Source organism: Streptomyces sp. NBC_00224 (genome assembly GCF_041435195.1).
Lineage (GTDB): Bacteria > Actinomycetota > Actinomycetes > Streptomycetales > Streptomycetaceae > Streptomyces.
The window spans coordinates 4,282,454-4,303,887 of sequence record NZ_CP108106.1 but is presented as its reverse complement, the minus strand read 5'-3'; the positions used below and the strand labels follow the sequence as shown (position 1 = coordinate 4,303,887).

Here is a 21,434-nt window from a genome sequence, read left to right as displayed (position 1 = left end):
GGGTGCCTGTCGGTGGGTGTGCGTGTCCGCCCACAGTCGTACGCGCGAGTGAACTGCGAGGCAAGGGGCGGCGGTTGAGTGGTGGCCGGTCGGTGGCCGGTCCGTGGCGGTGGTGGCCCGGACGGCTCCCTTGCACCCTCGATCCCAGGGGGCTAAGAAGTGGGCATGCGTATCGCCACCACGATCTTCCTCACCGACGAGACGATCACCCCCGTCCGGCTCGCCCGCGAGCTGGAGGAGCGCGGATTCGCCGGGCTGTATCTGCCGGAGCACACGCACATCCCCGTCGAGCGGCTCTCTCCGTACCCGCCGGGCGGCGAGCTGCCGCGCCAGTACGGCCGCACCCTGGACCCGTTCGTCGCGCTCGGGCAGGCGGCCGCCGTCACCGAGTCGCTCGGCCTGGGCACCGGCATCACGCTGGTCGCCCAGCACGACCCGGTCGACCTGGCCAAGCAGGCCGCCACCCTGGACCACCTCTCGGGCGGCCGCTTCACGCTCGGCGTCGGCTACGGCTGGAACCGCGAGGAGGCCGCCGACCACGGGGTGGAGTGGTCCACACGGCGCGAGCTGGTGCGGGACCGCATGGCGCTGATGCGGGCGCTGTGGGCCGAGAAGCCCACCGCGTACGAGGGCGCCTTCGGCTCGGTGCGGGCCAGCGAGGCGCATCCCAAGCCGGTGCGGAACGGGGCGCCGCGCGTCCTGGTCGGCGGCGCGGCCGGGCCCAAGCTGTTCGAGGCGGTCGCCGAGTACGCGGACGGCTGGCTGCCGATCGGCGGCGGCGGGCTCACCGACTCCCTGCCGCAGCTGCGCCGGGCGTGGGAGGAGGCGGGCCGGGCCCCGGACGAGCTGCGGATCGTTCCGTACGCGGTGCTCCCCTCGTCCGGAAAGATCGCCCACTACACGGACCTGGGCATCGACGAGATCGTCCTCCAGCTGCCGTCCGCCGACGAGGCGGCCGTACTGAAGGCGCTGGACGAGTTCACGCCGTACGTGTAAGTCCCGTGCGTGTGACGGCATGGGGGCCGGGACCCGACTGTGGGCCCGGCCCCCACCGATGTCAGCCGAGCGGGATGTCCAGGTACGACGGGTCCTCGTCGTCCGCCGCGATGTCGATGGTGGCGCGCGGCTGGTTGGCGTCGCCGTAGAACGGGTCGCGGGCGTCGACGACGAGCAGCAGCCGGTGCCCGGCCGGCACGTCGTAGCCGGTGGCCTGGAGCGGGACCTCGGCCCGCACCCGCTGCCCGGGCTCCTCGCCGAGGTGGGTGAAGGGCGCGTGCGTGACGATGTGCGCCGAGCCGTCGGGGGAGACGTCGAAGAGGTGGGCGATGATCGTCGATCGGTGGGCGCTCGCCGTGTACGCGAGGTGCAGCCGCGCGATGCCGCGCAGCTTGGTGGTGACGGCCATCGGCGGGCTCGCCCACACGCCCGCGTCGGCCCGGTTGATGTCCTGCACCGGGTAGACCTTCGGGTTGCCCGCCATCTCGGCGTATCCGGCGGTCACGACCGCGTCGGCGACGGTCGCCGGAGTGTCCGCGCCGGTCTGGAAGCGGACGCTCCAGCCGCTGTCGGGCTTGTCGGCGAGACCGCCGTCGGTCTTGGCCTTGCCCCAGCCCTCGCCGTTGGCGGCTCCGCCGGTCAGATACAGGCGCTCGGTGCTGCCGGTGACCGCGTCCCAGGTGGGCCTCGACTCCAGCGACTTGCCCCACATGACCTCGCTGACCACCTGGTCCTGGGTGCCGACGCCGTTGTCCACCTCCTTGAGGTGGTGGGCGAAGAACCGGTGCGCGTCCTCCCAGATCCGGTTGGGCAGCCCGAGCATGCCGGTCATCTCCGGACCGGAGTGGTCGCCGATGGACAGGTCGATCCGCTTGGGGCCGGTCAGCGCCTGGAACATCCGCAGGGTCTGGTTGGCCGGGAAGAGCGTCTCGTGCCAGGCGTGCGCGAAGAACACCGGCACCTCGCGCCGGTTGAGGGCGTCGACGTAGGTGAGCGGGGAGCGCTCGGCCGCCCACTCCAGCGTCTTCTCGATGTTCCGGTCGGCGAGCAGGTCGTCGAAGGCCTGCCGGGTGCTCTCGCTCAGCCGCGCGTCGCCCGCGGCGCTCAGCAGGGTGGCGACGGCGGCGATGTGGCGGGTGGTGTTCTCGTAGAACGCCTCGCCCACATCGCCCCAGGTGGACAGGGCCGCGACCGCGTGGACGCGCTCGTCGCGGGCGGCGATCAGCTGGCTGATGCCGGAGCCGTACGAGTCGCCGAGGAAGCCGAGTCTGGTCGGGGCGGCGCCCACCCGGGCGGTCAGGAAGTCGATCGCCTTGCCCGCGTCCTCGATGTCGAGCGGGCCCGCGACCTCCACCTCGCCGCCGGACGCGCCGAAGCCGCGCGCGGAGTAGACCAGGACGTTGTACCCGGCGGCCGCGAACCGGGTCGCCTGCGCCACGTAGACCAGCCAGCCGAGCGAGGTCCACGGCGAGGGCATGATGACCGCGGGCCGCTCGCGCACACCGGCCAGGTGCTTCCACAGCACCCCGTCGAGTTCGTCCCCGCGCGCCCCGGGGATCTTCACCCGGACCGGCAGGGCCAGGGCCCTGGCCTCCTCGATCACGGCGGCCCGCGCGGGCGCCACGTGCGAGGTGTCGCCGCTCGTCAGCGCCTCGAAGTACCGCAGAAGCGCGTCCTCGTCCAGCTCCGGGTACAGGGTCGCCGTCGGCTGCGTACGCTCTGATGTCACGTCAGTACCGTCCCGTTCGTCGTGGTACGGATCGGAAAGCGGATCGGATCGCACCCGGGCCCGGAGCGACTCTCAGTATCGGCGCGGACACACTGCGGGTTCCCGGTGTTCGGGGGGATTGGCCGGAAAGTGTGCGAACGCGAAGATCGCGGGCGGCACACCGCCGCGCGGGGACCGCTCGTATGCTCGGGGGATGACTTCCAGCGCGCAGCGACCGCAGGCAGACGGACCGACCGCCAACGCGATGCGGCGCGCGCTGAAACGTGCCCGGGACGGCGTCGCGCTGGACACCACCGAGGCGGCCGTGCTGCTCCAGGCACGCGGCGAGGACCTGGTCGACCTGGCGGCCTCGGCCGCGCGGGTGCGCGACGCGGGCCTCGACGCCGCGGGCCGCCCGGGGGTCATCACGTACTCCAAGAGCGTCTTCATCCCGCTCACCCGGCTGTGCCGGGACAAGTGCCACTACTGCACCTTCGTCACCGTCCCCGGCAAGCTGCGCCGGGCCGGGCACGGGATGTTCATGTCCCCCGACGAGGTCCTGGACATCGCCCGCCGGGGCGCCGAACTCGGCTGCAAGGAAGCCCTGATCACCCTCGGCGACAAGCCGGAGGACCGCTGGCCCGAGGCCCGCGAGTGGCTGGACGCGCACGGCTACGACGACACGATCGCCTACGTACGGGCCATCTCCATCCGCATCCTGGAGGAGACCGGCCTGCTGCCGCACCTCAACCCGGGGGTGATGTCGTGGACCGACTTCCAGCGCCTCAAGCCCGTGGCCCCGTCGATGGGCATGATGCTGGAGACCACCGCCACCCGCCTCTGGTCCGAGCCCGGCGGCCCGCACCACGGCTCCCCGGACAAGGAACCGGCCGTACGGCTGCGGGTCCTTGAGGACGCGGGCCGCTCGTCCGTGCCGTTCACCAGCGGGCTGCTCATCGGGATCGGCGAGACGTACGAGGAGCGCGCCGATTCGCTGTTCGCGCTGCGCCGCGTGGCGCGCTCGTACCACGGCATCCAGGAACTCATCATCCAGAACTTCCGCGCCAAGCCGGACACCGCGATGCGCGGCATGCCGGACGCCGAGCTGGACGAGCTGGTCGCCACCGTCGCGGTGGCGCGGCACATCATGGGCCCCTCCGGCTGCCTCCAGGCGCCGCCGAACCTCGTCGACAGCGAGTACGGACGGCTGATCGGCGCGGGCATCGACGACTGGGGCGGGGTCTCGCCGCTGACCATCGACCATGTGAACCCCGAGCGGCCCTGGCCGCAGATCGAGCAGCTCGCCGCGGAGTCGGCGGCCGCCGGCTTCGAACTGCGCGAACGCCTCTGCGTCTACCCCGAGTTCGTCCAGCGCGGCGAGCCCTGGCTGGACCCCCGGCTGCTGCCGCACGTGCGGGCGCTCGCGGACCCGGAGACCGGCCTGGCGCGGCCCGGTGCGGTGGTCGAGGGCCACCCGTGGCAGGAGCCCGAGGAGGCCTTCGCCGCCACCGGCCGCACCGATCTGCACCGCACCATCGACACCGACGGCCGCACCTCCGACCGCCGCGACGACTTCGACGAGGTGTACGGCGACTGGGAGGCGCTGCGCGAGGCGGCCGCCCCGGGCATGGTGCCGTCCCGCATCGACACCGACGTACGGACGGCCCTCGCCACGGCCGCCGACGACCCCACCAGGCTCACCGACGAGGAGGCGCTGGCGCTGCTGCACGCGGACGGCCCGGCCCTGGACGCGCTCTGCCGCATCGCGGACGAGCTGCGCCGGGACGTGGTGGGCGACGACGTCACGTACATCGTCACGCGGAACATCAACTTCACCAACGTCTGCTACACCGGCTGCCGCTTCTGCGCCTTCGCCCAGCGCCGCACCGACGCCGACGCGTACACCCTGTCCCTCTCCCAGGTGGCCGACCGGGCCGAACAGGCCTGGGACGTGGGCGCGGTCGAGGTCTGCATGCAGGGCGGGATCCACCCGGATCTGCCGGGCACCGCGTACTTCGACATCGCGCGGGCCGTCAAGGAGCGCGTGCCCGGCATGCACGTGCACGCCTTCTCCCCGATGGAGGTCGTCAACGGCGCGACCCGCACCGGCCTTTCGATACGGGAATGGCTCACCGCCGCCAAGGAGGCGGGCCTCGACTCGATCCCCGGGACGGCCGCCGAGATCCTGGACGACGAGGTCCGCTGGGTCCTCACCAAGGGCAAACTGCCCACCGCCACCTGGATCGAGGTCGTCAAGACCGCCCACGAACTGGGCATCCGCTCCTCCTCGACCATGATGTACGGGCATGTCGACCAGCCCCGCCACTGGCTCGGCCACTTCCGTACGCTCGCCCGCATCCAGCAGGAGACGGGCGGCTTCACCGAGTTCGTGACGCTGCCCTTCATCCACACCAACGCGCCGGTCTACCTGGCCGGGATCGCCCGCCCCGGCCCCACCACCCGCGACAACCGCGCGGTCATCGCGATGGCCCGCCTCCTGCTGCACCCGCACATCACCAACATCCAGACCAGCTGGGTGAAGCTGGGCACCGAGGGCGCCGCCGAGATGCTGCGCTCGGGCGCCAACGACCTGGGCGGCACCCTCATGGAGGAGACCATCTCCCGGATGGCGGGATCGAGTTACGGCTCGTACCGCTCCATCAAGGACCTGGTCGCCATCGCGGAGGCGGCGGGCCGCCCGGCCAGGCCGCGCACCACGCTGTACGGCGAGGTGCCGCAGGAGCGGCAGGACGCGGCCCACGCCTCGGACGGCCATCTGCCCGAGCTGCTGCCGGTGTTGGGGGACTGAGGGGGCTCGGGTGTGCCATGGGATCGCATACTGATCCCATGGCAGCGGGAAAACCGTCGATGCAGGAGCTCATCCAGCGGCGCAGACGGGCCGGGTTCGTCGGGCGGCGGGGCGAACTCGCCCTGTTCCGGGAGAACTTCGACACCCCGGTCGACGACGAACGGCACCGGTTCGTCTTCCACGTCCACGGCGCCGCCGGGGTCGGCAAGACGTCGCTCGTGCGCGAACTGGAGCACACCGCGCGCGAGCGCGGCGCGGCGACGGCCTACGCGGACGAGGCCGTCAACAGCGTCCCCGAGACGCTCGCCGCGATCTGCGCGCACTTCGCCCGCCAGGGCCACCCGCTCAAGGCCCTGGAACGCCTCCTCGCCACCTACCGCCAGCGGCGGTACGAGGCGGAGTCCACCACCGCGCCCGCCGACCCGGCGGCGCCCACGCCCGGCTCCACCGCCCTCGCCCAGGCGTCCCTGGTCGGCCTCGGCCTGGTACCCGGAGTGGGCGTGCTCGCCAACGGCATGGACGCCCAGCAGCTCGCCCTGGGCGCGGACAAGGTGCGGGCCGCCCTGAGCGCCCGGTTCGGCAAGCAGGAGGACGTCCAGCTCGTCCTGGACCCGCTGAAGGTCCTCACTCCCGTCCTGGTGGCGGAGCTGGTGCGGCTCGCCGACGACGTGCCGTGGACGGTGCTCTTCTTCGACACCTACGAACGCACCTCGCCCTTCCTCGACACCTGGCTGCGCGATCTGCTCACCACCGAGCGGTACGGGGCGCTGCCCGCCCAGGTCGTCGTGGTCCTCGCGGGCCAGCGCCGCCTGGACCCCGGCTGCTGGGCGGACTACGCGGACCTGGTGGCGGAGCTGCCCCTGGACCTGTTCACCGAGACCGAGGCCCGCCAACTGCTCGCCGCCAAAGGTGTGGTGGACGAGGAGGTCGTCCGCGACGTCCTGCGGCTCTCCGGCCGGCTGCCCGTCCTGGTGTCCACGCTCGCGGAGAACCCCGGCGACGCGCGCGCCCCCGGCGCAACCGCCGTGGACCGCTTCCTGAAGTGGGAGAGCGACCCGGTGCGGCGGGCGGCCGCGCTCGCCTGCGCGCTGCCCCGGCACATCGACGAGGACGTGTTCCGGGCGGCGGTCGACGAGGACGTGGCGGGCCTGTACGGCTGGCTTCGGTCGCTGCCGTTCGTCAGCGACCACGGCGGGCGCGCCCAGTACCACGGAGTCGTCCGCGCGGCCATGCTCGGCGTCCAGCGCACCGGCTCGCCGCAGCGCTGGAGCGCCTGCCACCAGCGGCTCGCCGAGGCGATCGGGGCGCGCCGCGAGGCGGCCGCGGTGGCGGTCCCGGCGCGCCGCCTGTGGAGCGGGGAGCGGTGGCGCGAGCTGCGCCAGGAGGAGTCGTACCACCTGCTGTGCGCCCGGCCGGGGGCAGCGCTCGCCCAGATGCTGCGCGACGGCGTGGACGCCTGCGAGGCCGGGCCCGCCGTCGCCCGCCGCTGGGCCACGACACTGGCCGAGGCGGGCGAGGACGCCGACGACGAGCCGCTGCGCCGCTGGGGCGCGGACTGCCTGGCCGCGCTCGCCGACGAACAGGGGGGCGTGGAAAAGGTGCTGGCGCTCCTCCTGTCCAGGGGCGGGCTGAGCGCCGAGGGCCGCGCGGGCGCCCATGTCGTACGGGCCCGGGAGCTGCGCCACGAGGGCAACCACGCGCAGGCGCTGGCCGAGCTGGACCAGGCGATCGTGCTCGCGCCGGGGCGGGCGTGGGCGTACTACAGCCGGAGCGTGGCGCGCAGCGCGCTGGATGGCCCCGCGGCGGCGCTCGCCGACCTCGACCGGGCCTGCGAACTGTCCCCGGACGACGCGTACTACATCGGCTACCGGGGCGACATGTACCGGCGGCTCGGCCGCTTCGAGGAGGCGCTGGCGGACCTGGACCGCGCGATCCTGCTCGACCCCGGCGACGCCTGGGCCCCGGCCAGCCGCGGCCAGACCCGCCACCAGATGGGCCTCCTGGAGGGTGCCCTGGCGGACCTGGACCGGGCCCTGGAGCTGAACCAGGACTACGAGTGGGCGCTGGTCCGCCGCGCCCAGGTGCGCCGCGGCCTCGCGGACACGGCGGGCGCCCTGGCCGACCTGGAGCGCGCGGAGCGGCTGTCGGCGGACCCGGCGTGGGTGGTCGGCGAGCGCGGCGACCTGCTGCGCTCGGCGGGCCGCCACGAGGAGGCGGTGGCGGAGTACGGCCGCGCCTTCGCCCTGGACGGCGGGTACGCCTGGGCTCTGGGCAGCCGCGCCCTGTCCCTGGAGGCGCTGGGCCGCCACGAGGAGGCGCTCGCGGACTACGGCAGGGCGCTGGCCCTGGAACCGGCGTACACCTGGGCCCTGATCATGCGGGCCCGCCTGCGCTCGGAACTGGACGACCCCGAGGGCGCGCTGGAGGACCTGGACCGGGCGCTGGAGGCGGCCCCGGACGATGTGTACGCGCTGACCTGGCGGGGCCGGGTGCGGCGGCGGCTGTGGCGGGTGGAGGGGGCGAGGGCGGACCTGGACCGCGCGGTGAGCATCCACGGCGCCGGCTCGTCCTCTCTCGTCGAACGAGCATTCCTGATGGCGGACCTGGGCCACATCGAGGCGGAACTCGCCGACCTGGACCGGGCGGTGGAGCTGTCCGGACCGGAGGACGGGAGCGTACGGGCGGTACGGGGGGAGGCGTACCGGCGGGCCGGCCGGTACGAGGAGGCGCTCGCGGACTACGCGGCGGCGGCCGAGGAGGACCCCCGGGACGCGGTGCCGGTGGCGGGCCGGGGGTACGTGCTGCGGGCGCTGGGGCGGCACGAGGAGGCGTACGCGTGCCTGACGCGAGCGGTCGCGCTCGACCCCGGCCAGGGCGCGCTGCACGCGGCACAGGCGGCGGCGCTGCTGTCGCTTTCGCGCGAGGGGGAGGCGCTGGAGGCACTCGACCGTGCGCTGGAACTGGACCCGGAGATCGGCTGGGCGTACGGGCGCAGGGCGCGGGTGTGCCTGGCGGGGGGTGGGGAGGCTCTCCCGTTCCTGGACCACTGCTTGTCGCTGCTGGACGGCCGGGTGACGTCGGCTGAGGCCCTGGCGGCCTCCCACCGGGTCCGGGGGAACTTCGGCCCGGCGGCGGACGCGGCGGCGTCGCTACCGGGTGAGTCGGGCGACTTCCACCGCGCGATGGCGGCGAGCCGCCGGGGCTGCGGGTCCCCCGCCTGGCAGGGCGACGGCCTGGTGGCGTCCTGCGCGCGGGGGGATTGGTCCCGGGCGGATGAACTGCTGCCGGACGTCTCCTGGGAGGAGGCGGAGGGGTTGGAGGAGCTGGGGTTGTGCGGGGGTGTGGACACGGGGGAGCTGACGCCGCGCAGGGAACGAGCGTGGACGCTCCTACGGACGAGCTCCCCCACCCCGCCCCTTCCCTGAACCCTCCGGGGGATGCCGTTTGTCTGCGGGCCCGGTGGGGGCTGGTCGCGCAGTTCCCCGCGCCCCTTAGGTAACTCCAGCCCCTCCGGCGTTTGAGGAGCGGGGTCCGGGGCGGAGCCCCGAGCGGGGTGCAGGGTCCGGGGGCCCCGCAACGGGGTCCGGGGGCGCAGCCCCCGGGAAACCCACCTCCACCCCCACCCACCCCCGGAGGGTCTAGGTGAAGGGGCGGGGTGGGGAAGGGACAAAAACCGTTCAAAGGGCGCCCCACCCCAAACCCAGCGCGGTCTTATTCGCACGCACCCAATCAATTACAGTGCTGCGCCATGAGCGCAGCAGCCACCGGACCCACCACGTCCATATGGGGCCGCACCGAGCAGCAGGACTTCCGCAGCCGGGTCCGCGGCAGTCTCCTCGGCGGCGCGATCGGTGACGCGCTCGGCGCACCCGTCAGTCCCCTCACCCTCGAAGCGATCCGCACCCGGTACGGGCCGGAGGGCGTCAGCGGCCCGGCCGACGGCGAGGCGGGCGCCCGTATCACCGCCGCGACCCAGCTCACCCTCTTCACCGTCGACGGCCTCATACGCGCCCAGGTCCGCCGCGACACCGGCGCCTGGCACCCGCCGACCGACGTCCACCGCGCGTACCTCCGCTGGGGCGCCACCCAGCGCGACTGGGGGCCGGACGAGCGGCGCAAGGACAACGGGTGGCTCGCCAGGGAGGAGTGGCTGTACAGCAGACGCGACCCGGCCCGCGCCTGTCTGCTCGGGCTCGCGGACGAGGTCATGGGCACCCTCGACCGGCCCAAGAACCCCGAGGCCCGCGACCCCGCCGCCCTCACCCGCTCCGGCCCCTTCGGCCTGCTCGTCGGCTGGGAGCCGCAGCTCGTGCTCCAGCTGGCCGTGGAGTGCGCGGCCCAGACGCACGGCGACCCCGCCGCGTACCTCTCGGCCGGCGCCTTCGCGGTGATCGTGCACGGCCTTGCCCGGGGCGAGTCGCTGGACGCGGCCGTCCAGCGCACCCTCGCCCTGCTCGCCCAGCGCCCCGGCCACCAGCCCGTCACGGACGCCCTCCAGCACGCCCTCGGCGCCGTACGCCAGGGCATGCCCAGCCCCGGCCTGGTCGCCTCGCTCGGCGAGGGCCACCTCGCCCAGGAGGCGCTGGCCATCGCCGTGTACTGCGCCCTGGTCGGCGAGGACATCCGCCACGGCCTGCTGCTCGCCGTCAACCACGACGGCCCCTCCGGCGCCACCGGCACCCTCTGCGGCACGCTCCTGGGCGCCCTGCACGGCGAAACGGCCCTCCCACCCGGCTGGCTCGCCGAGCTGGAAGGCCGCTCCACGGTCCTCGAACTCGCCGACGACTTCGCCATGGAGATGACCCAGGGCCCGGCCCTGCACGGCCCAACGGTCAACACCCCGGGCTGGCTGGCCCGTTACCCCCGGTCCTAGCCCCGCGGAGCCCCGTCAGAGCTCCATCACCTTCGGCTCGCCCGGCTGCGCCGGAATCGTCGCCGCCGCCGACGCCGAACCCGGGCCGTCGTCATCGGAGTTGATCCGCGCCAGCAGCGCGTCCCGCTCGGGCGTGTCCTCAGGCTTGATGTAGCCGATCAGGATGTACAGCACCAGCGAGACGGCGAGCGGCACCGACACCTGGTACTGCAGCGGAACGCCGTCCTCGATGGCCCAGTTGATCGGGTAGTTCACCAGCCAGAACGCCACAAGCCCCATCGCCCAACTGGTCAGCGCCGCCGTGGGACCCGACTTACGGAACCGCGGCAGCAGGCCGAGCATGAACGGGATCGCGATCGGGCCCATCAGCCCGGCCACCCACTTGATGACCACCGTGATGATGTCCTTGAACGCAGGGGAGTTGATCTGCGTGGCGAGCGCCATCGACAGCGCCAGGAACGAGACCGTGGACAGCCGCGCCGCGAGCAGCCCGCCTCGCGAGCTCCAGGAACGGGCCGCCTTGGAAAGGACCGGCGCGATGTCCCGGGTGAAGACGGCCGAGATGGCGTTGGCGTCCGAGGAACACATCGCCATCGTGTGGGAGAAGAACCCGACGATGACCAGGCCGAGCAGCCCGTGCGGCAGCAGGCTCTCGGTCATCAGGGCGTAGGAGTCGGAGGCATCCGGCTTCTTGGCGTGCACCAGGAGCGGCGCGCACCACATGGGGAAGAACAGGACCAGCGGCCAGACCAGCCACAGGATGGCGGAGAGCCGGGCCGAACGGGTCGCGGAGCGGGCCGAGTCGGTAGCCATGTAGCGCTGGGCCTGGTTCCACATCCCGCCCGAGTATTCGAACGTCTTGATGAATAGGTAGGCGAGCAGGAACGTCACCGTATACGGGCCCGCCGTCGGGTGGGTGTGGACGTCCGGGAGGTCGTCCCACACGGTCCACAAGGTGCTGAAGCCGCTGAGCTTCGACATCACGGCGATCAGCATCGCGACGCCCGCGCAGAGTTGGATGATGAACTGGCCGAGCTCCGTGAGGGCGTCGGCCCACAGACCGCCGACCGTGCAGTAGATGCCGGTGATGACGCCCGTGATGAGAATGCCCTGGTTGATGGACATGCCCGTGAAGACGGAGAGCAGGGTCGCGATGGCCGCCCACTTGGCGCCGACGTCGACGATCTTCAGGAGCATTCCGGACCAGGCGAGAGCCTGCTGGGTCGGGATGTTGTAGCGGTTCTTGAGGTATTCGAGCGGCGAGGCCACGTGCAGCTTGGAGCGCAGCCGGTTGAGCCGGGGTGCGAACAGGGAGGACCCGATGGCGATGCCGATGGCGATGGGGAAGGACCAGGTCACGTACGAAGTGACTCCATAGGTGTACGCGATCCCCGCATACCCCGTGAACATCACCGCGCTGTACCCGGACATGTGGTGCGAGATGCCCGAGAGCCACCACGGCATCTTGCCGCCGGCCGTGAAGAAGTCGGCGACGTCGTCGACCCGCTTGTGGGACCAGACGCCGATCGCGACCATCACTCCGAAGTAGCCGATGAGCACGGCCCAGTCGAGACTGTTCATTGTCCCCTCCGAGGGGTCCGCCTTGTGAACATCGAGGTGTCTGCCGGTGCTCTTCGTCAGTGCGTCCGGCTCAGCGGGCCCCGTGCGGGAGCGGGGACTTCCGGGGATTGAACCGCCTGTTCGGAGGGCTGGTCAAGGCTTTCGGCGGTCATGGATATGAACACAGATCATAAAGTGGAACGATTTTGCCTTCGCTTTACGGAACGGGGTGTTGTCGCGCCCGTGACCCGGACCACACGATGAACGAGCACTTCGTCAGACGCGTACATACGTGAACGGCCGCACGGGATGCGGGTCCCGTGCGGCCGAGAGGGTGAGGTGGGTCCGGGCAGTCGACGCGACAGCCGGCTAGCGCATGATCTCCCCGGCGTTCACCAGCAGCGACTGTCCGGTGATCGCCTTCGCCCGGTCCGAGGCCAGGAAGGCCACGGCCTCCGCCACGTCCGTGTCCGTCGCCAGCTCCGGCAGTGCCATGCGCTCGGTGAGGCGCCGGAGCACCTCGGCCTCGGGGACCTTCTCGGTGTGTGCGGTGAACTGGACGTACGCCTGCACCGGCGGGCCCCACATCCACCCCGGCAGGACCGTGTTCACCCGGATCCGGTGCGGCCCGAACTCCCGGGCCATGGAGTACATCGCCGAGGTCAGCGCCCCCTTCGACGCCGCGTACGCGGCCTGGCGCACCTGGGACGGCGCGGCTATCGCCGACTGCGTGCCGATGACGACCACCGAGCCGCCGCGCTCCTTGAGGGCGGGCAGGCACGCCCGGGTCATCCGCAGCGTGCCGAGCAGATTGACGTCGAGCACGCCCTGCCAGGTGGTGAGGTCGGCGTCCTCGATCCCGCCGAAGTAGCTGTCCCAGGCGGCGACATGGACCACCGCGTCGATCCGGCCGAACCGCTCCACCGCCAGCGCGGCCAGCGCCTCGCACTCCGCCTCGGCGGTGATGTCGGTGGGCCGGTACGTGGTGTGCGCGCCCTCGGGGTCGATCTCGTGGGCCGCCTTGACGAGGTTCTCCTCGGTGCGCGCCCCGAGCACCGCGTTGCCCCCGTCCCGTACGACGGTCGCGGCCACCTGGTGCCCGAGCCCGGAGCCGACGCCGGACACGACGACCGTCTTCCCGTTCAGCAACATCTGGGCGCCTCCCGGCTCTGGCAGTTCTTCTGACGGGGCGTCAGAGTAGGGCGGTCCGCAGCAGGAGGGAAGGGGAGCGTCATGAGCGAGGAGACGAGGAGCGGGACGTACGCGGAGCTGGCGGCCCTCGGGCCGTACGGGGTGCACCCCGGCCACGCCCTGATCACCATGGTGGAGCCGCACCCGGGCCACGAGTACGCGTACAACCGCTGGTACGAGGACGACCACTACTACGCCGGGGCCATGGCCATGCCCTGGATGTTCGCGGGGCGGCGCTGGGTGGCCACCCGCGAGCTCCAGGAGCTGCGCTACCCGGAGAAGTCGGCGATCGCCCAGCCGGTGACCGCCGGGTGCTATCTCTCCACGTACTGGATCACCGAGGGCCGCTACGACGACCACATGAAGTGGACCGTCTCCATCAACCGGCGGCTCAACCGCGACGGCCGCGTCTACCAGGACCGTACGCACGTCTTCACCGCCTTCCAGGACCACGAGGCGACCGTCTACCGTGACGGTGCGGCGGGCCCGCGCGACCATCACGCACTCGACCACCCGTACGCGGGCCTGGTGCTCCAGGTGATCGACGCGGAAGGGCCCGATCAGCGGGGCGAGTTGGTGGAGTGGCTGCGCTCGCGGCATCTGCCGCGCCGGCTCGCGGGCGGGCCGGCCGCGCTGGTGACGGTCTTCCGGCCGACCCCGCTGCCCGGCGACCGGATGACGTACGTCAAGCAGGTCGAGGGGGTCGACACCCGTCTGACGCTGCTGTGGTTCCTGGAGCGGGACCCGGCCGAGGTGTGGGAGGAGCGCTTCGCGGGCCTGGACGCGGCGGTGGCCGAATCGGGTCTGGGCCACGTGGAGTTGGTGGCGCCGTTCATTCCGACGGTGCCGGGCACGGACCGCTATGTGGACCGGCTGCGCCGGACGGAGTGAGGGTGGGCGGGCCCGGACAGCAACCAGCCCCCTCGGCCAGGACGGCGGACCAGTCGAGAGGGCCTTGCTCACTTTGCGGTGGAGCGGTGCCGGTGAAGGTCAGACTCCACGCGGCGCGGTGCGGTTGACGTCCTGGATGAAGGCCGACCACGTCTGGGGGGCGAAGTCGAGCATTCCGTCGAGCGGGTTCTTGGAGTCGCGGACCGACACGGTCGAGTGATCTGCGGCCTTGACTTCCACACAGTCGCCGTTCACGGCGGAGTACGAGGACTTGGTCCACTCCGTCAGTGCATGCTTCTGAACTCGCATAACGCCTCCGATGGTTGGCCCGGTTGCCCGGGTGATGTGCCCGGCCGCTGAGGCCAGCGGCTCTGCGTGCGACGCTACGCCGCAACATCACGGATGGCAGGGGTCGTTCACCCATTCGGATGGCATATTCCATCGGGTCCTTCTCAGTTGAGGCTACGCAGGTGTAGGGTGCGCGCCCCGCGGCGTTCCTCGTGTCACTCGCTCACAACGTGTAGCCGTCGACCACGCGGTGGATGAACTCCCGTGACTGCTCGGCGCTGAGCGCCTTGGCCCTCAGATGCTCGTACATCACGGTGTAGCTCTGCACGTCGTTGGCCTTCTCCAGATAGAGGTCGCTGGTCACGCCCTCCAGATAGACCACGCTCGCGTCCATGGCGTCGTGGAACTCCAGGATCGCGAACTTGCCGTACATGCCCGGGTGCGCCCCGGCGTCGTACGGCAGCACCTGGAGCGTCACGTGCGGCTGCTCGCTCAGCTGCGCCAGGTGCAGCAACTGGTCGCGCATGATCTGCTCGTTGCCGACCACGCGGCGCAGCAGCGCCTCGTCGATCACCGCCCAGAAGCGCAGCGGATTGGTCGGGTCGGTGAGCCGGTCCTGGCGTTTGAGCCGGATCTGGATCCGTTTGTCGATGTCGCTGGAGGTGGCCTCGGGCCACATGCCCTCGATCACCGCCTGTGCGTACTCGCGCGTCTGCAGCAGGCCGGGCACGATCAGCGACTCGTAGACGCGCAGGCTCGCCGCGTCCGTCTCCAGGCCGATGTAGACGCTGTACGGGATGTCGCCGAAGGCGTGCCACCAGCCCTGCTGCCGGGAGTCCTTGGCCATCTGCATCAGCGAGTCGACGATCCGGTGGTCCTCGACCTCGTACACCCCGCACAGGTCGCGCACATCGCGCTGGCTGATGGAGCGGCGGCCGTTCTCCAGGCGGCTGATCTTCGACTGGGAGACCAGCAGGCGCTCGGCGACCTCCTCGGCCGTCATGCCCTTCAGCTCGCGGAGTCGACGGAGCTCCTGGCCCAGTCGGCGTCGCCTGACGGTGGGATTGACGTTGGACGCCACGGGAACTGCACCTCCGGCTGCGGCACTTCTGCTGTTCTCTGCTCTTCCGCTCTGCAGACTGCCACCAATGATCCTGGCCGCGCTGGGAAATGGCCACACACGGTGGGGTACCGGCTACCGCGGGTACGAACGCCGGGCCTCGGAAGACGCGAAGCGCGCGGGACCGGCGATGGCCGGCCCCGCGCGCCCATGATGCGGCTCCCGAACCGGGTCGTGAGGGGGACGTCGGTGCGGCGGGTGGTGCGGGGTGGTGCCGTGGTGCTCGGTGGTGCGGGTCGTGCGTGGTGCATGAGGTGATGCGTGTGGTGGTGCCGGAGCGGGCCGCTAGTGGGCCACGGCGCGGACCATGCTGCCGCGGTGCGGCTGCATCGGAACGCCGGGCGCCGTCGCGGTCGCCCGCGTGCCCGCCGCGGCGCCGCCGCCGTTGGCGGTGGCGGTGCGGCGCGGCTGTGCGCCCACTCCGTTCTGGACGTCCATGACGGCGTGCGCCACCAGTCCGCCCATCGGGTCGTGCCTGATCAGGTCCCGGAGCCGGGAGCGCGATGAACGCCCCTCGTTGCCCGGGTACAGGTGCTTGCCGAGTCCGACCGCGTGGGCCAGCGCGGCGAGCGCCGCGGTCCGCGGGTCCGGCGGTACGCCGGTGCGGATCGCACTGTCCAGCCGGGCCCTGATGTCCCGGCTGATCGCCGTGTCCGTCGCTTGGTAGCGAGTCGTCGGCAGCACACCGCACATCTGGCCCGCCACGGCATGCACCATGCCGCACCGCTCCAGATGAGCGAGGTAAATCTGGCGGAGCCCCAGTCGGGGCCCGCCGATCCAGTGGACGGCCCGGACCGGGCTGCCGCGCCTGCGCAGCAGTTCCAGTGCGGAGTCCAGTGTCGGATCTCCTGTCGGCCGTGCCATCACCACGGCGATACGATCCCCGTCTGGGGCTATCCGTCCTGCCAGAGCCAGCTCCACTAGCTGGGCTCCGGCGAGGCCGAGGTCGAGCGACTGCGGCTGCGCTGTGGTACCCGTGGCCGGGTCCAGAGCGAGCAGCAGAAGCTCCTCCGGAATTGTTCTGCGGCTCCTGCCCATCCATGCCTCCCCGCGTGGATGAATGACAGGGTGACCCCTCTCACATTCATCTGTCGAGAGTGCCTGGGCGGTAAGTACGGGAACCAGTAGGTATGTCGTTCTCGTCTAGCACGGGGGTCAACCCCGCACACAGGACACTGGTAGATGGTTCGGACAGGTTCGGACGGCGCCCCGGGGCGCCTTGAGGAGGCATCGGTGGCGGGCGAGTCCCCCGACAGGTCGAAGCAGCAGCAGTCGTCGGGGGAGACGACTCCGAGCGAACGCGATCCCCGTGTGGCGGTGTTCGGACCGGATGACGGCCCCCGGGCCGCGTCCGGTTCCGGGCAGGAGCGCAAGGGATCCGCGAACGGCTCCGAGAGCGGCTCTGCGAACGGCTCTGTGGCTGGTTCGGCGAACGGCTCGGCGAAGGATGCCGCGAACGGGTCCGTGAACGGGTCCGTGAACGGCTCTGCCGACGGCTCCGGCGCCGACCGGGCCGCGGACGGCGGCTCCGCCCCCGTGGACCAGGCGACCGCCGTCTTCCGCGCCCCGCGCCAGGAGGACCACGAGTCCCGCGACACCCGCCTGCGGGCGGCCGTGGCGGCGTGGGTGGCCACGGACGGCGACGCGGAGGCGGATGCGGATGCGGATGCGTCCGAGGACGCCGGGTCCGGTACGGGTGCGGGCTCCGGTGGCGCGAAGGCGGACACCCCGGCCCCGGCCCCGGCCCCCGAGAAGCCGGGTGACACGGGCGCGGACGCGGAGGGCACGGACGAGGAGCCCGCCGCCGAGGCCACGCCCGTACGGGAGGCCGTGCCCGCGCCGACGGCGGCGCCCGAGGCGGACGACGCCTCCGACGACGCCTCCGACGACGAGCCTGCGGCCCAGGAGCCCGGTGACAAGGCCGCTCCCGCGTCCGACGACGCGTCGGCGCCCGAGCCGGACGCCGAGGCGGGCGACGAGCCCACCCCGGCCCCTGAGGCCACCGCCGAGCAGGACGCCGAGCCCGCCGCCGAGCAGGACGGCAAGCCGGAAGCGAAGTCGGACGCGAAGCCCGAGGCGAAGCCGGAGTCCGACGCGAAGCCGGAAGCCGACGCTGAGCCCGAGCCCGCCTCCGCCGCCCCCAAGGCCGATCCCGCCGCCGACAAGCCCGCACCCGAGGGTCGGGCCGCCTCCTGGGGTGCCAAGCTCGGTGCCGAGGGCGCGGGCAAGCCCGAGGCCGACAAGGCCACCGGTGTCGACCAGGCCACCGCCGTCTTCAAGGCCGTCAAGCCGCCCGTGGTGGATCAGCCGACCACCGCCATCCGACGGCCGAGCACGGCCGAGTCGGCGTCCGAGCGGGCCAGCACGTTCGTACCGCTGCGCTCCGACGACGTACGCCCGGACGCCGAGACGCCGAAGGCCGAGGCTCCGAAGGCCGCCGCGCCTGCCGCGCCCGTCGCGCCGAAGCCCCCCGCCTCGCCCCGCATCTCCGTGCCGGACGCCGACGCCGCCGAGCGGACCCGGCAGCAGCCGCTGCCGCCGAAGCCGCCGCTCGACCTGCTCGCGGAGCTCACCAACACCCCGCCCCCGCCGCAGACCCCGGTCCGCACCGCGGTGCGGCGGTTCAAGATCTGGACCCCGCTGGTCCTCCTGCTGCTGGTCGTGTTTGCGGTCGTACAGTTCGTACGCCCGCTCCCGGACCCCCTGCTGAAGATGACGTCGGCGCCGGAGTTCACCTTCGACGGCGCCGCGCCGCAGCTGCCGTGGCCCAGCGAGGGACAGGGCCTGATCACCGTGTCGGGCCTCGGCACGGTGGGGCGGTTCGGCGAGGAGAAGCCGGTCCCGATCGCCAGTGTGACCAAGTCGATGACCGCGTACATCATCATGCGCGACCACCCGATGAAGCTGGGCCAGAAGGGCGCCTCCATCCCCGTCGACAAGCTCGCGGAGAAGGAGGGCGGCTACAACAAGACCGGTGACGAGTCGACCCTCGACACCATCAAGGCGGGCCAGACCCTCACGCAGAAGGACGCGCTCAGCGCGATCATGATCCCGTCCGCGAACAACGTGGCGCGCCTGCTCGCGCGCTGGGACGCGGGCTCCGAGGCGGCGTTCGTCAAGAAGATGAACGACACCGCGAAGCAGCTCGGGATGACGAACACCACGTACACCGACCCGTCCGGTCTGCAGGCCACCACCGTCTCGACCGCCGTGGACCAGGTGAAGCTGGCCACAGAGCTGGTGAAGGACCCGGCGCTCGTCGACATCACCCGGCAGCCGTTCTGGGTCGACCCGACCGGTGTGAAGAGGCGCAACTACAACACCCTCGTGCCGTACAACGGCGCGATCGGCATCAAGACCGGCTCGACCTCCAAGGCCGGTGGCAACCTGCTGTTCGCCGCCACCAAGGAGGTCGGCGGTACGAAGCAGACGATCGTCGGCGCGGTCTTCGGCCAGCACAAGAGCACGTCGATCCTGGACCTGGTCAACAGGGTCAGCAAGGACGTCCTGGTCGCCACTCGCAAGTCGCTCACCTCGGCGACCGTGATCAAGAAGGGCGACGTCGTCGGGCACCTGGACGACGGCCTCGGCGGCACCACCCCGGTCGTCGCCACCAAGGACCTGACCATCGCCGGATGGTCCGGTCTGCGGACGACGATCTCGCTCACTCCCAGTGGCGCCGAGCTCCCGCACTCCGCGAAGGCGGGCACCGTGGTCGGCAAGCTGACCGTGGGCTCCGGCCCCGGCCAGGTCTCCGCCCCGGTCGCTCTCCAGAAGGCTCTCGCCGAGCCCGGACTCGGGTCGAAGCTGACCCGTCTGGGCTGACAGCGGGCCGATGAGGACGAGGGCGCCCCGGTCTCCGGTGGCGCCATCGTGCTAGCTTCGGTCAACTGGAGGACGCGGGGCGGCGTCCCTATGAGCGATGGGGCGAGAGACGTCCTGAGACTGTGTGAGGCGGGAGAGCCGCAGTGACCACCGCTGAGCCGACGCCCACCCGCGCCGACGGCAGCAGCCCTTCTCGGCAGGGCGGACGAATACAGGATGAGAACAGGGACCCGGTGAGGGAAGAGAACCTGACCGGGCCCCTCGACGCGGCCCCGGTCCTGGACAAGGAACCGCTCAAGGAACCGCTCTCGGACGAGAAGCCGGTCCTGGACGCGGAACCGGAACCGAGCCCGGCTGAGGCCCTGGCCAAGGCCGATGCCCCGGTCAAGGCCGAGGACCCGGTCCCGGCCGGCGAACGGACCCTGCTGTCCCGGGTGCGGGCCCTCACGGTCCGGTACCCCGTGTACGCCGTCACGGCCGTCGCCGCCGTCGGCCACATCCTCTGGTTCTTCTTCTTCGCCAACAGCGGAGGCGACCTCGCCGCACAGGACGCCTGGGCCGAGTTCGTCGGCCGCCACCCCGCCTCCGCGTACAACCTGGCCTGGTACGGCGGGATGCACCCCGTCTCGTACAGCGTGATCTCGCCGTATCTGATGTCGATGCTCGGCGTCCGGTCGACGATGATGATCGCCGGGACCGTGTCGGCCGGGCTGATCACGCTGATCCTGGTGCGGGTGCGGGCCGTCCGCAATCCGCTGCCGTGCGCGTTCGCGGCCCTCTTCGCCTTCCTGTGCAACGCCATGTCCGGCCGGGTGACCTTCGGGCTCGGCACGATGTTCGCGCTCGGCGCGGTCGCGGCGGTCTTCTGCTGGCCGCACCGCTGGCGCACCGAGCGGTGGGCCAAGGGCGCGGTCGCCGCGCCGCTGGCCGGGCTCGCCACGGCGAGCAGCCCGGTCGCGGGCCTCTTCCTCGGGGTGATCGCGGCCGCGCTGTTCCTGAACGGGCGCCGCCCGGGCGCGTACGCGCTCGGCCTGCCGCCGGTCGCCATCGTGGCGCTCTCGTCCCTGCTGTTCCCCTTCTCCGGCACCCAGCCGATGTCGATCGGCTCCGTGTCGCTGCCGTTCATCTTCGCGGTGATCGTCCTCTTCGCGGTGCCGAAGGAGTGGCGGACGGTCCGCACGGGGGCCGCGGTGTACGGGGTGGGCGTGCTGCTCACCTGGATCATCGACTCGCAGATCGGGTCCAATGTGACCCGGCTCGCGATGCTCTTCGCGGGCGTGGTCTTCCTGGCCGCCCTGCCGTACGTGATGCCGCGCTCGCGCAAGTGGTACGCGCTGGTCATCGCCTTCGCGGGGATGAACTTCTGGATCGGCTTCAAGGCCGTCGACGACATCGTCAGCACTCTGCCGGCCGCGTCCTGGGCCCGCGAGCTCGCGCCGCTCGTGGACCAGCTCCAGGAGGTCGGCGCCGACCGCGGGCGCGTCGAGGTCGTGCCGGCGTCCAGCCATCGGGAGGCCTCGGCGGTCGCGCCGTACGTCAACCTCGCCCGGGGCTGGAACCGCCAGGCCGACATGGAGCGCAACCCGATCTTCTACGACGACACGCTGAACTCGGCGAGCTACCGGGGCTGGCTGGGCCGCTGGGCCGTCCACTACGTGGTGCTGCCCATGGGCCCGCCGGACTCCAACGGCGCCGAGCAGGAGGCCAAGCTGATCCAGAAGGGCCAGCCGTACCTCAAGGAAGTGTGGAGCAACGCCAACTGGCGGCTGTTCGCGGTCGACGACCCGACGCCGCTCGCCGACCCGCCCGCGACGGTGCTGCGCGCGGGGGAGGGCGAGTGGACGCTGAAGGTGAGCGCGCCCGGGCGGGTCCTCGTCCGCATCCCCTACTCGCCGTGGCTGAAGCTGGTCGACGAGAAGGGGAAGGGTGTGGAGCCGCCGCAGGAGACGCCGGAGTCCAAGAGCCGGGCCCACGGCACGCCCAAGACGTTCACCAACCCCAACGGGTGCCTGTGGAAGGCGCCGGAGGATGCGGCGGGGGACGAGTGGACGGAGCTGCTTGCGCCGAAGGCGGGTACGTACCGCTTGGCGGCCCCGTACAGCCTCCGCCGGGGCACGGCGTGCCCGACGGAACTCCGCCCGGAGGAGTAGCCCCACCCCTGGGCTCCGTTCGT

General features: G+C 72.0%; 13 protein-coding genes. 7 read left to right on the top strand and 6 right to left on the bottom strand.

What is annotated here, in order from left to right; genetic code table 11:
- Positions 1-165: 165 nt before the first annotated feature.
- A complete protein-coding gene (locus OG965_RS18975; RefSeq protein WP_371653275.1) occupies positions 166-996 on the top strand; it encodes an LLM class F420-dependent oxidoreductase in 831 nt (276 codons plus the stop codon).
- A 61-nt stretch (positions 997-1,057) separates the two neighbouring features.
- Here OG965_RS18975 and OG965_RS18970 read toward each other — a convergent pair whose 3' ends face one another.
- Positions 1,058-2,725, bottom strand: a complete 1,668-nt coding sequence (locus OG965_RS18970) for a CocE/NonD family hydrolase (RefSeq protein ID WP_371653274.1) — start codon at positions 2,723-2,725, stop codon at positions 1,058-1,060.
- 193 nt (positions 2,726-2,918) lie between these two features.
- Between OG965_RS18970 and OG965_RS18965 the strand changes: the two genes are divergently transcribed.
- From OG965_RS18965 to OG965_RS18955, 3 genes are all read left to right on the top strand, one after another.
- Complete coding sequence (locus OG965_RS18965; protein ID WP_371653273.1) at positions 2,919-5,513, top strand: bifunctional FO biosynthesis protein CofGH; 2,595 nt, start codon at positions 2,919-2,921, stop codon at positions 5,511-5,513.
- 38 nt (positions 5,514-5,551) lie between these two features.
- Entirely contained in the window at positions 5,552-8,938 is a 3,387-nt protein-coding gene (locus OG965_RS18960; protein WP_371653272.1) for a tetratricopeptide repeat protein, read from the top strand.
- Between the two features lie 323 nt (positions 8,939-9,261).
- On the top strand, positions 9,262-10,386 hold the full coding sequence (locus OG965_RS18955; RefSeq protein ID WP_371653271.1) for an ADP-ribosylglycohydrolase family protein: 1,125 nt from the start codon (positions 9,262-9,264) through the stop codon (positions 10,384-10,386).
- A 15-nt stretch (positions 10,387-10,401) separates the two neighbouring features.
- On the opposite strand, the gene OG965_RS18950 is transcribed toward OG965_RS18955, so the two are convergent.
- On the bottom strand, positions 10,402-11,967 hold the full coding sequence (locus OG965_RS18950) for a sodium:solute symporter family protein (RefSeq protein ID WP_371653270.1): 1,566 nt from the start codon (positions 11,965-11,967) through the stop codon (positions 10,402-10,404).
- 348 nt (positions 11,968-12,315) lie between these two features.
- Positions 12,316-13,098, bottom strand: a complete 783-nt coding sequence (locus OG965_RS18945) for an SDR family oxidoreductase (protein ID WP_371653269.1) — start codon at positions 13,096-13,098, stop codon at positions 12,316-12,318.
- A gap of 81 nt (positions 13,099-13,179) precedes the next feature.
- Between OG965_RS18945 and OG965_RS18940 the strand changes: the two genes are divergently transcribed.
- Positions 13,180-14,028, top strand: coding sequence for a hypothetical protein (locus tag OG965_RS18940; RefSeq protein ID WP_371653268.1), 849 nt, complete (start codon positions 13,180-13,182; stop codon positions 14,026-14,028).
- Positions 14,029-14,127: 99 nt separating this feature from the next.
- On the opposite strand, the gene OG965_RS18935 is transcribed toward OG965_RS18940, so the two are convergent.
- From OG965_RS18935 to OG965_RS18925, 3 genes are all read right to left on the bottom strand, one after another.
- On the bottom strand, positions 14,128-14,337 hold the full coding sequence (locus tag OG965_RS18935) for a DUF397 domain-containing protein (protein ID WP_371653267.1): 210 nt from the start codon (positions 14,335-14,337) through the stop codon (positions 14,128-14,130).
- 202 nt (positions 14,338-14,539) lie between these two features.
- Positions 14,540-15,397, bottom strand: coding sequence for a helix-turn-helix domain-containing protein (locus tag OG965_RS18930; RefSeq protein ID WP_371653266.1), 858 nt, complete (start codon positions 15,395-15,397; stop codon positions 14,540-14,542).
- 324 nt (positions 15,398-15,721) lie between these two features.
- Positions 15,722-16,474 (bottom strand): GPP34 family phosphoprotein, encoded by a 753-nt coding sequence (locus tag OG965_RS18925; RefSeq protein WP_371653265.1) that lies wholly within the window; start codon positions 16,472-16,474, stop codon positions 15,722-15,724.
- Positions 16,475-16,618: 144 nt separating this feature from the next.
- Between OG965_RS18925 and OG965_RS18920 the strand changes: the two genes are divergently transcribed.
- On the top strand, positions 16,619-19,261 hold the full coding sequence (locus OG965_RS18920) for a D-alanyl-D-alanine carboxypeptidase (protein ID WP_371653264.1): 2,643 nt from the start codon (positions 16,619-16,621) through the stop codon (positions 19,259-19,261).
- Positions 19,262-19,683: 422 nt separating this feature from the next.
- Positions 19,684-21,411: an MFS transporter gene (locus OG965_RS18915; RefSeq protein WP_371656983.1), complete on the top strand. Its 1,728-nt coding sequence runs from the start codon at positions 19,684-19,686 to the stop codon at positions 21,409-21,411.
- Positions 21,412-21,434 lie beyond the last annotated feature (23 nt).

Coding starts and splice junctions, on each gene's coding strand:
- OG965_RS18975 (WP_371653275.1), top strand. CDS start 166: ATGCGTATCGCCACCACGATCTTCCTCACCGACGAGACGATCACCCCC.
- OG965_RS18965 (WP_371653273.1), top strand. CDS start 2,919: ATGACTTCCAGCGCGCAGCGACCGCAGGCAGACGGACCGACCGCCAAC.
- OG965_RS18960 (WP_371653272.1), top strand. CDS start 5,552: ATGGCAGCGGGAAAACCGTCGATGCAGGAGCTCATCCAGCGGCGCAGA.
- OG965_RS18955 (WP_371653271.1), top strand. CDS start 9,262: ATGAGCGCAGCAGCCACCGGACCCACCACGTCCATATGGGGCCGCACC.
- OG965_RS18950 (WP_371653270.1), bottom strand. CDS start 11,967: ATGAACAGTCTCGACTGGGCCGTGCTCATCGGCTACTTCGGAGTGATG.
- OG965_RS18945 (WP_371653269.1), bottom strand. CDS start 13,098: ATGTTGCTGAACGGGAAGACGGTCGTCGTGTCCGGCGTCGGCTCCGGG.
- OG965_RS18940 (WP_371653268.1), top strand. CDS start 13,180: ATGAGCGAGGAGACGAGGAGCGGGACGTACGCGGAGCTGGCGGCCCTC.
- OG965_RS18935 (WP_371653267.1), bottom strand. CDS start 14,337: ATGCGAGTTCAGAAGCATGCACTGACGGAGTGGACCAAGTCCTCGTAC.
- OG965_RS18925 (WP_371653265.1), bottom strand. CDS start 16,474: ATGGGCAGGAGCCGCAGAACAATTCCGGAGGAGCTTCTGCTGCTCGCT.
- OG965_RS18920 (WP_371653264.1), top strand. CDS start 16,619: ATGGTTCGGACAGGTTCGGACGGCGCCCCGGGGCGCCTTGAGGAGGCA.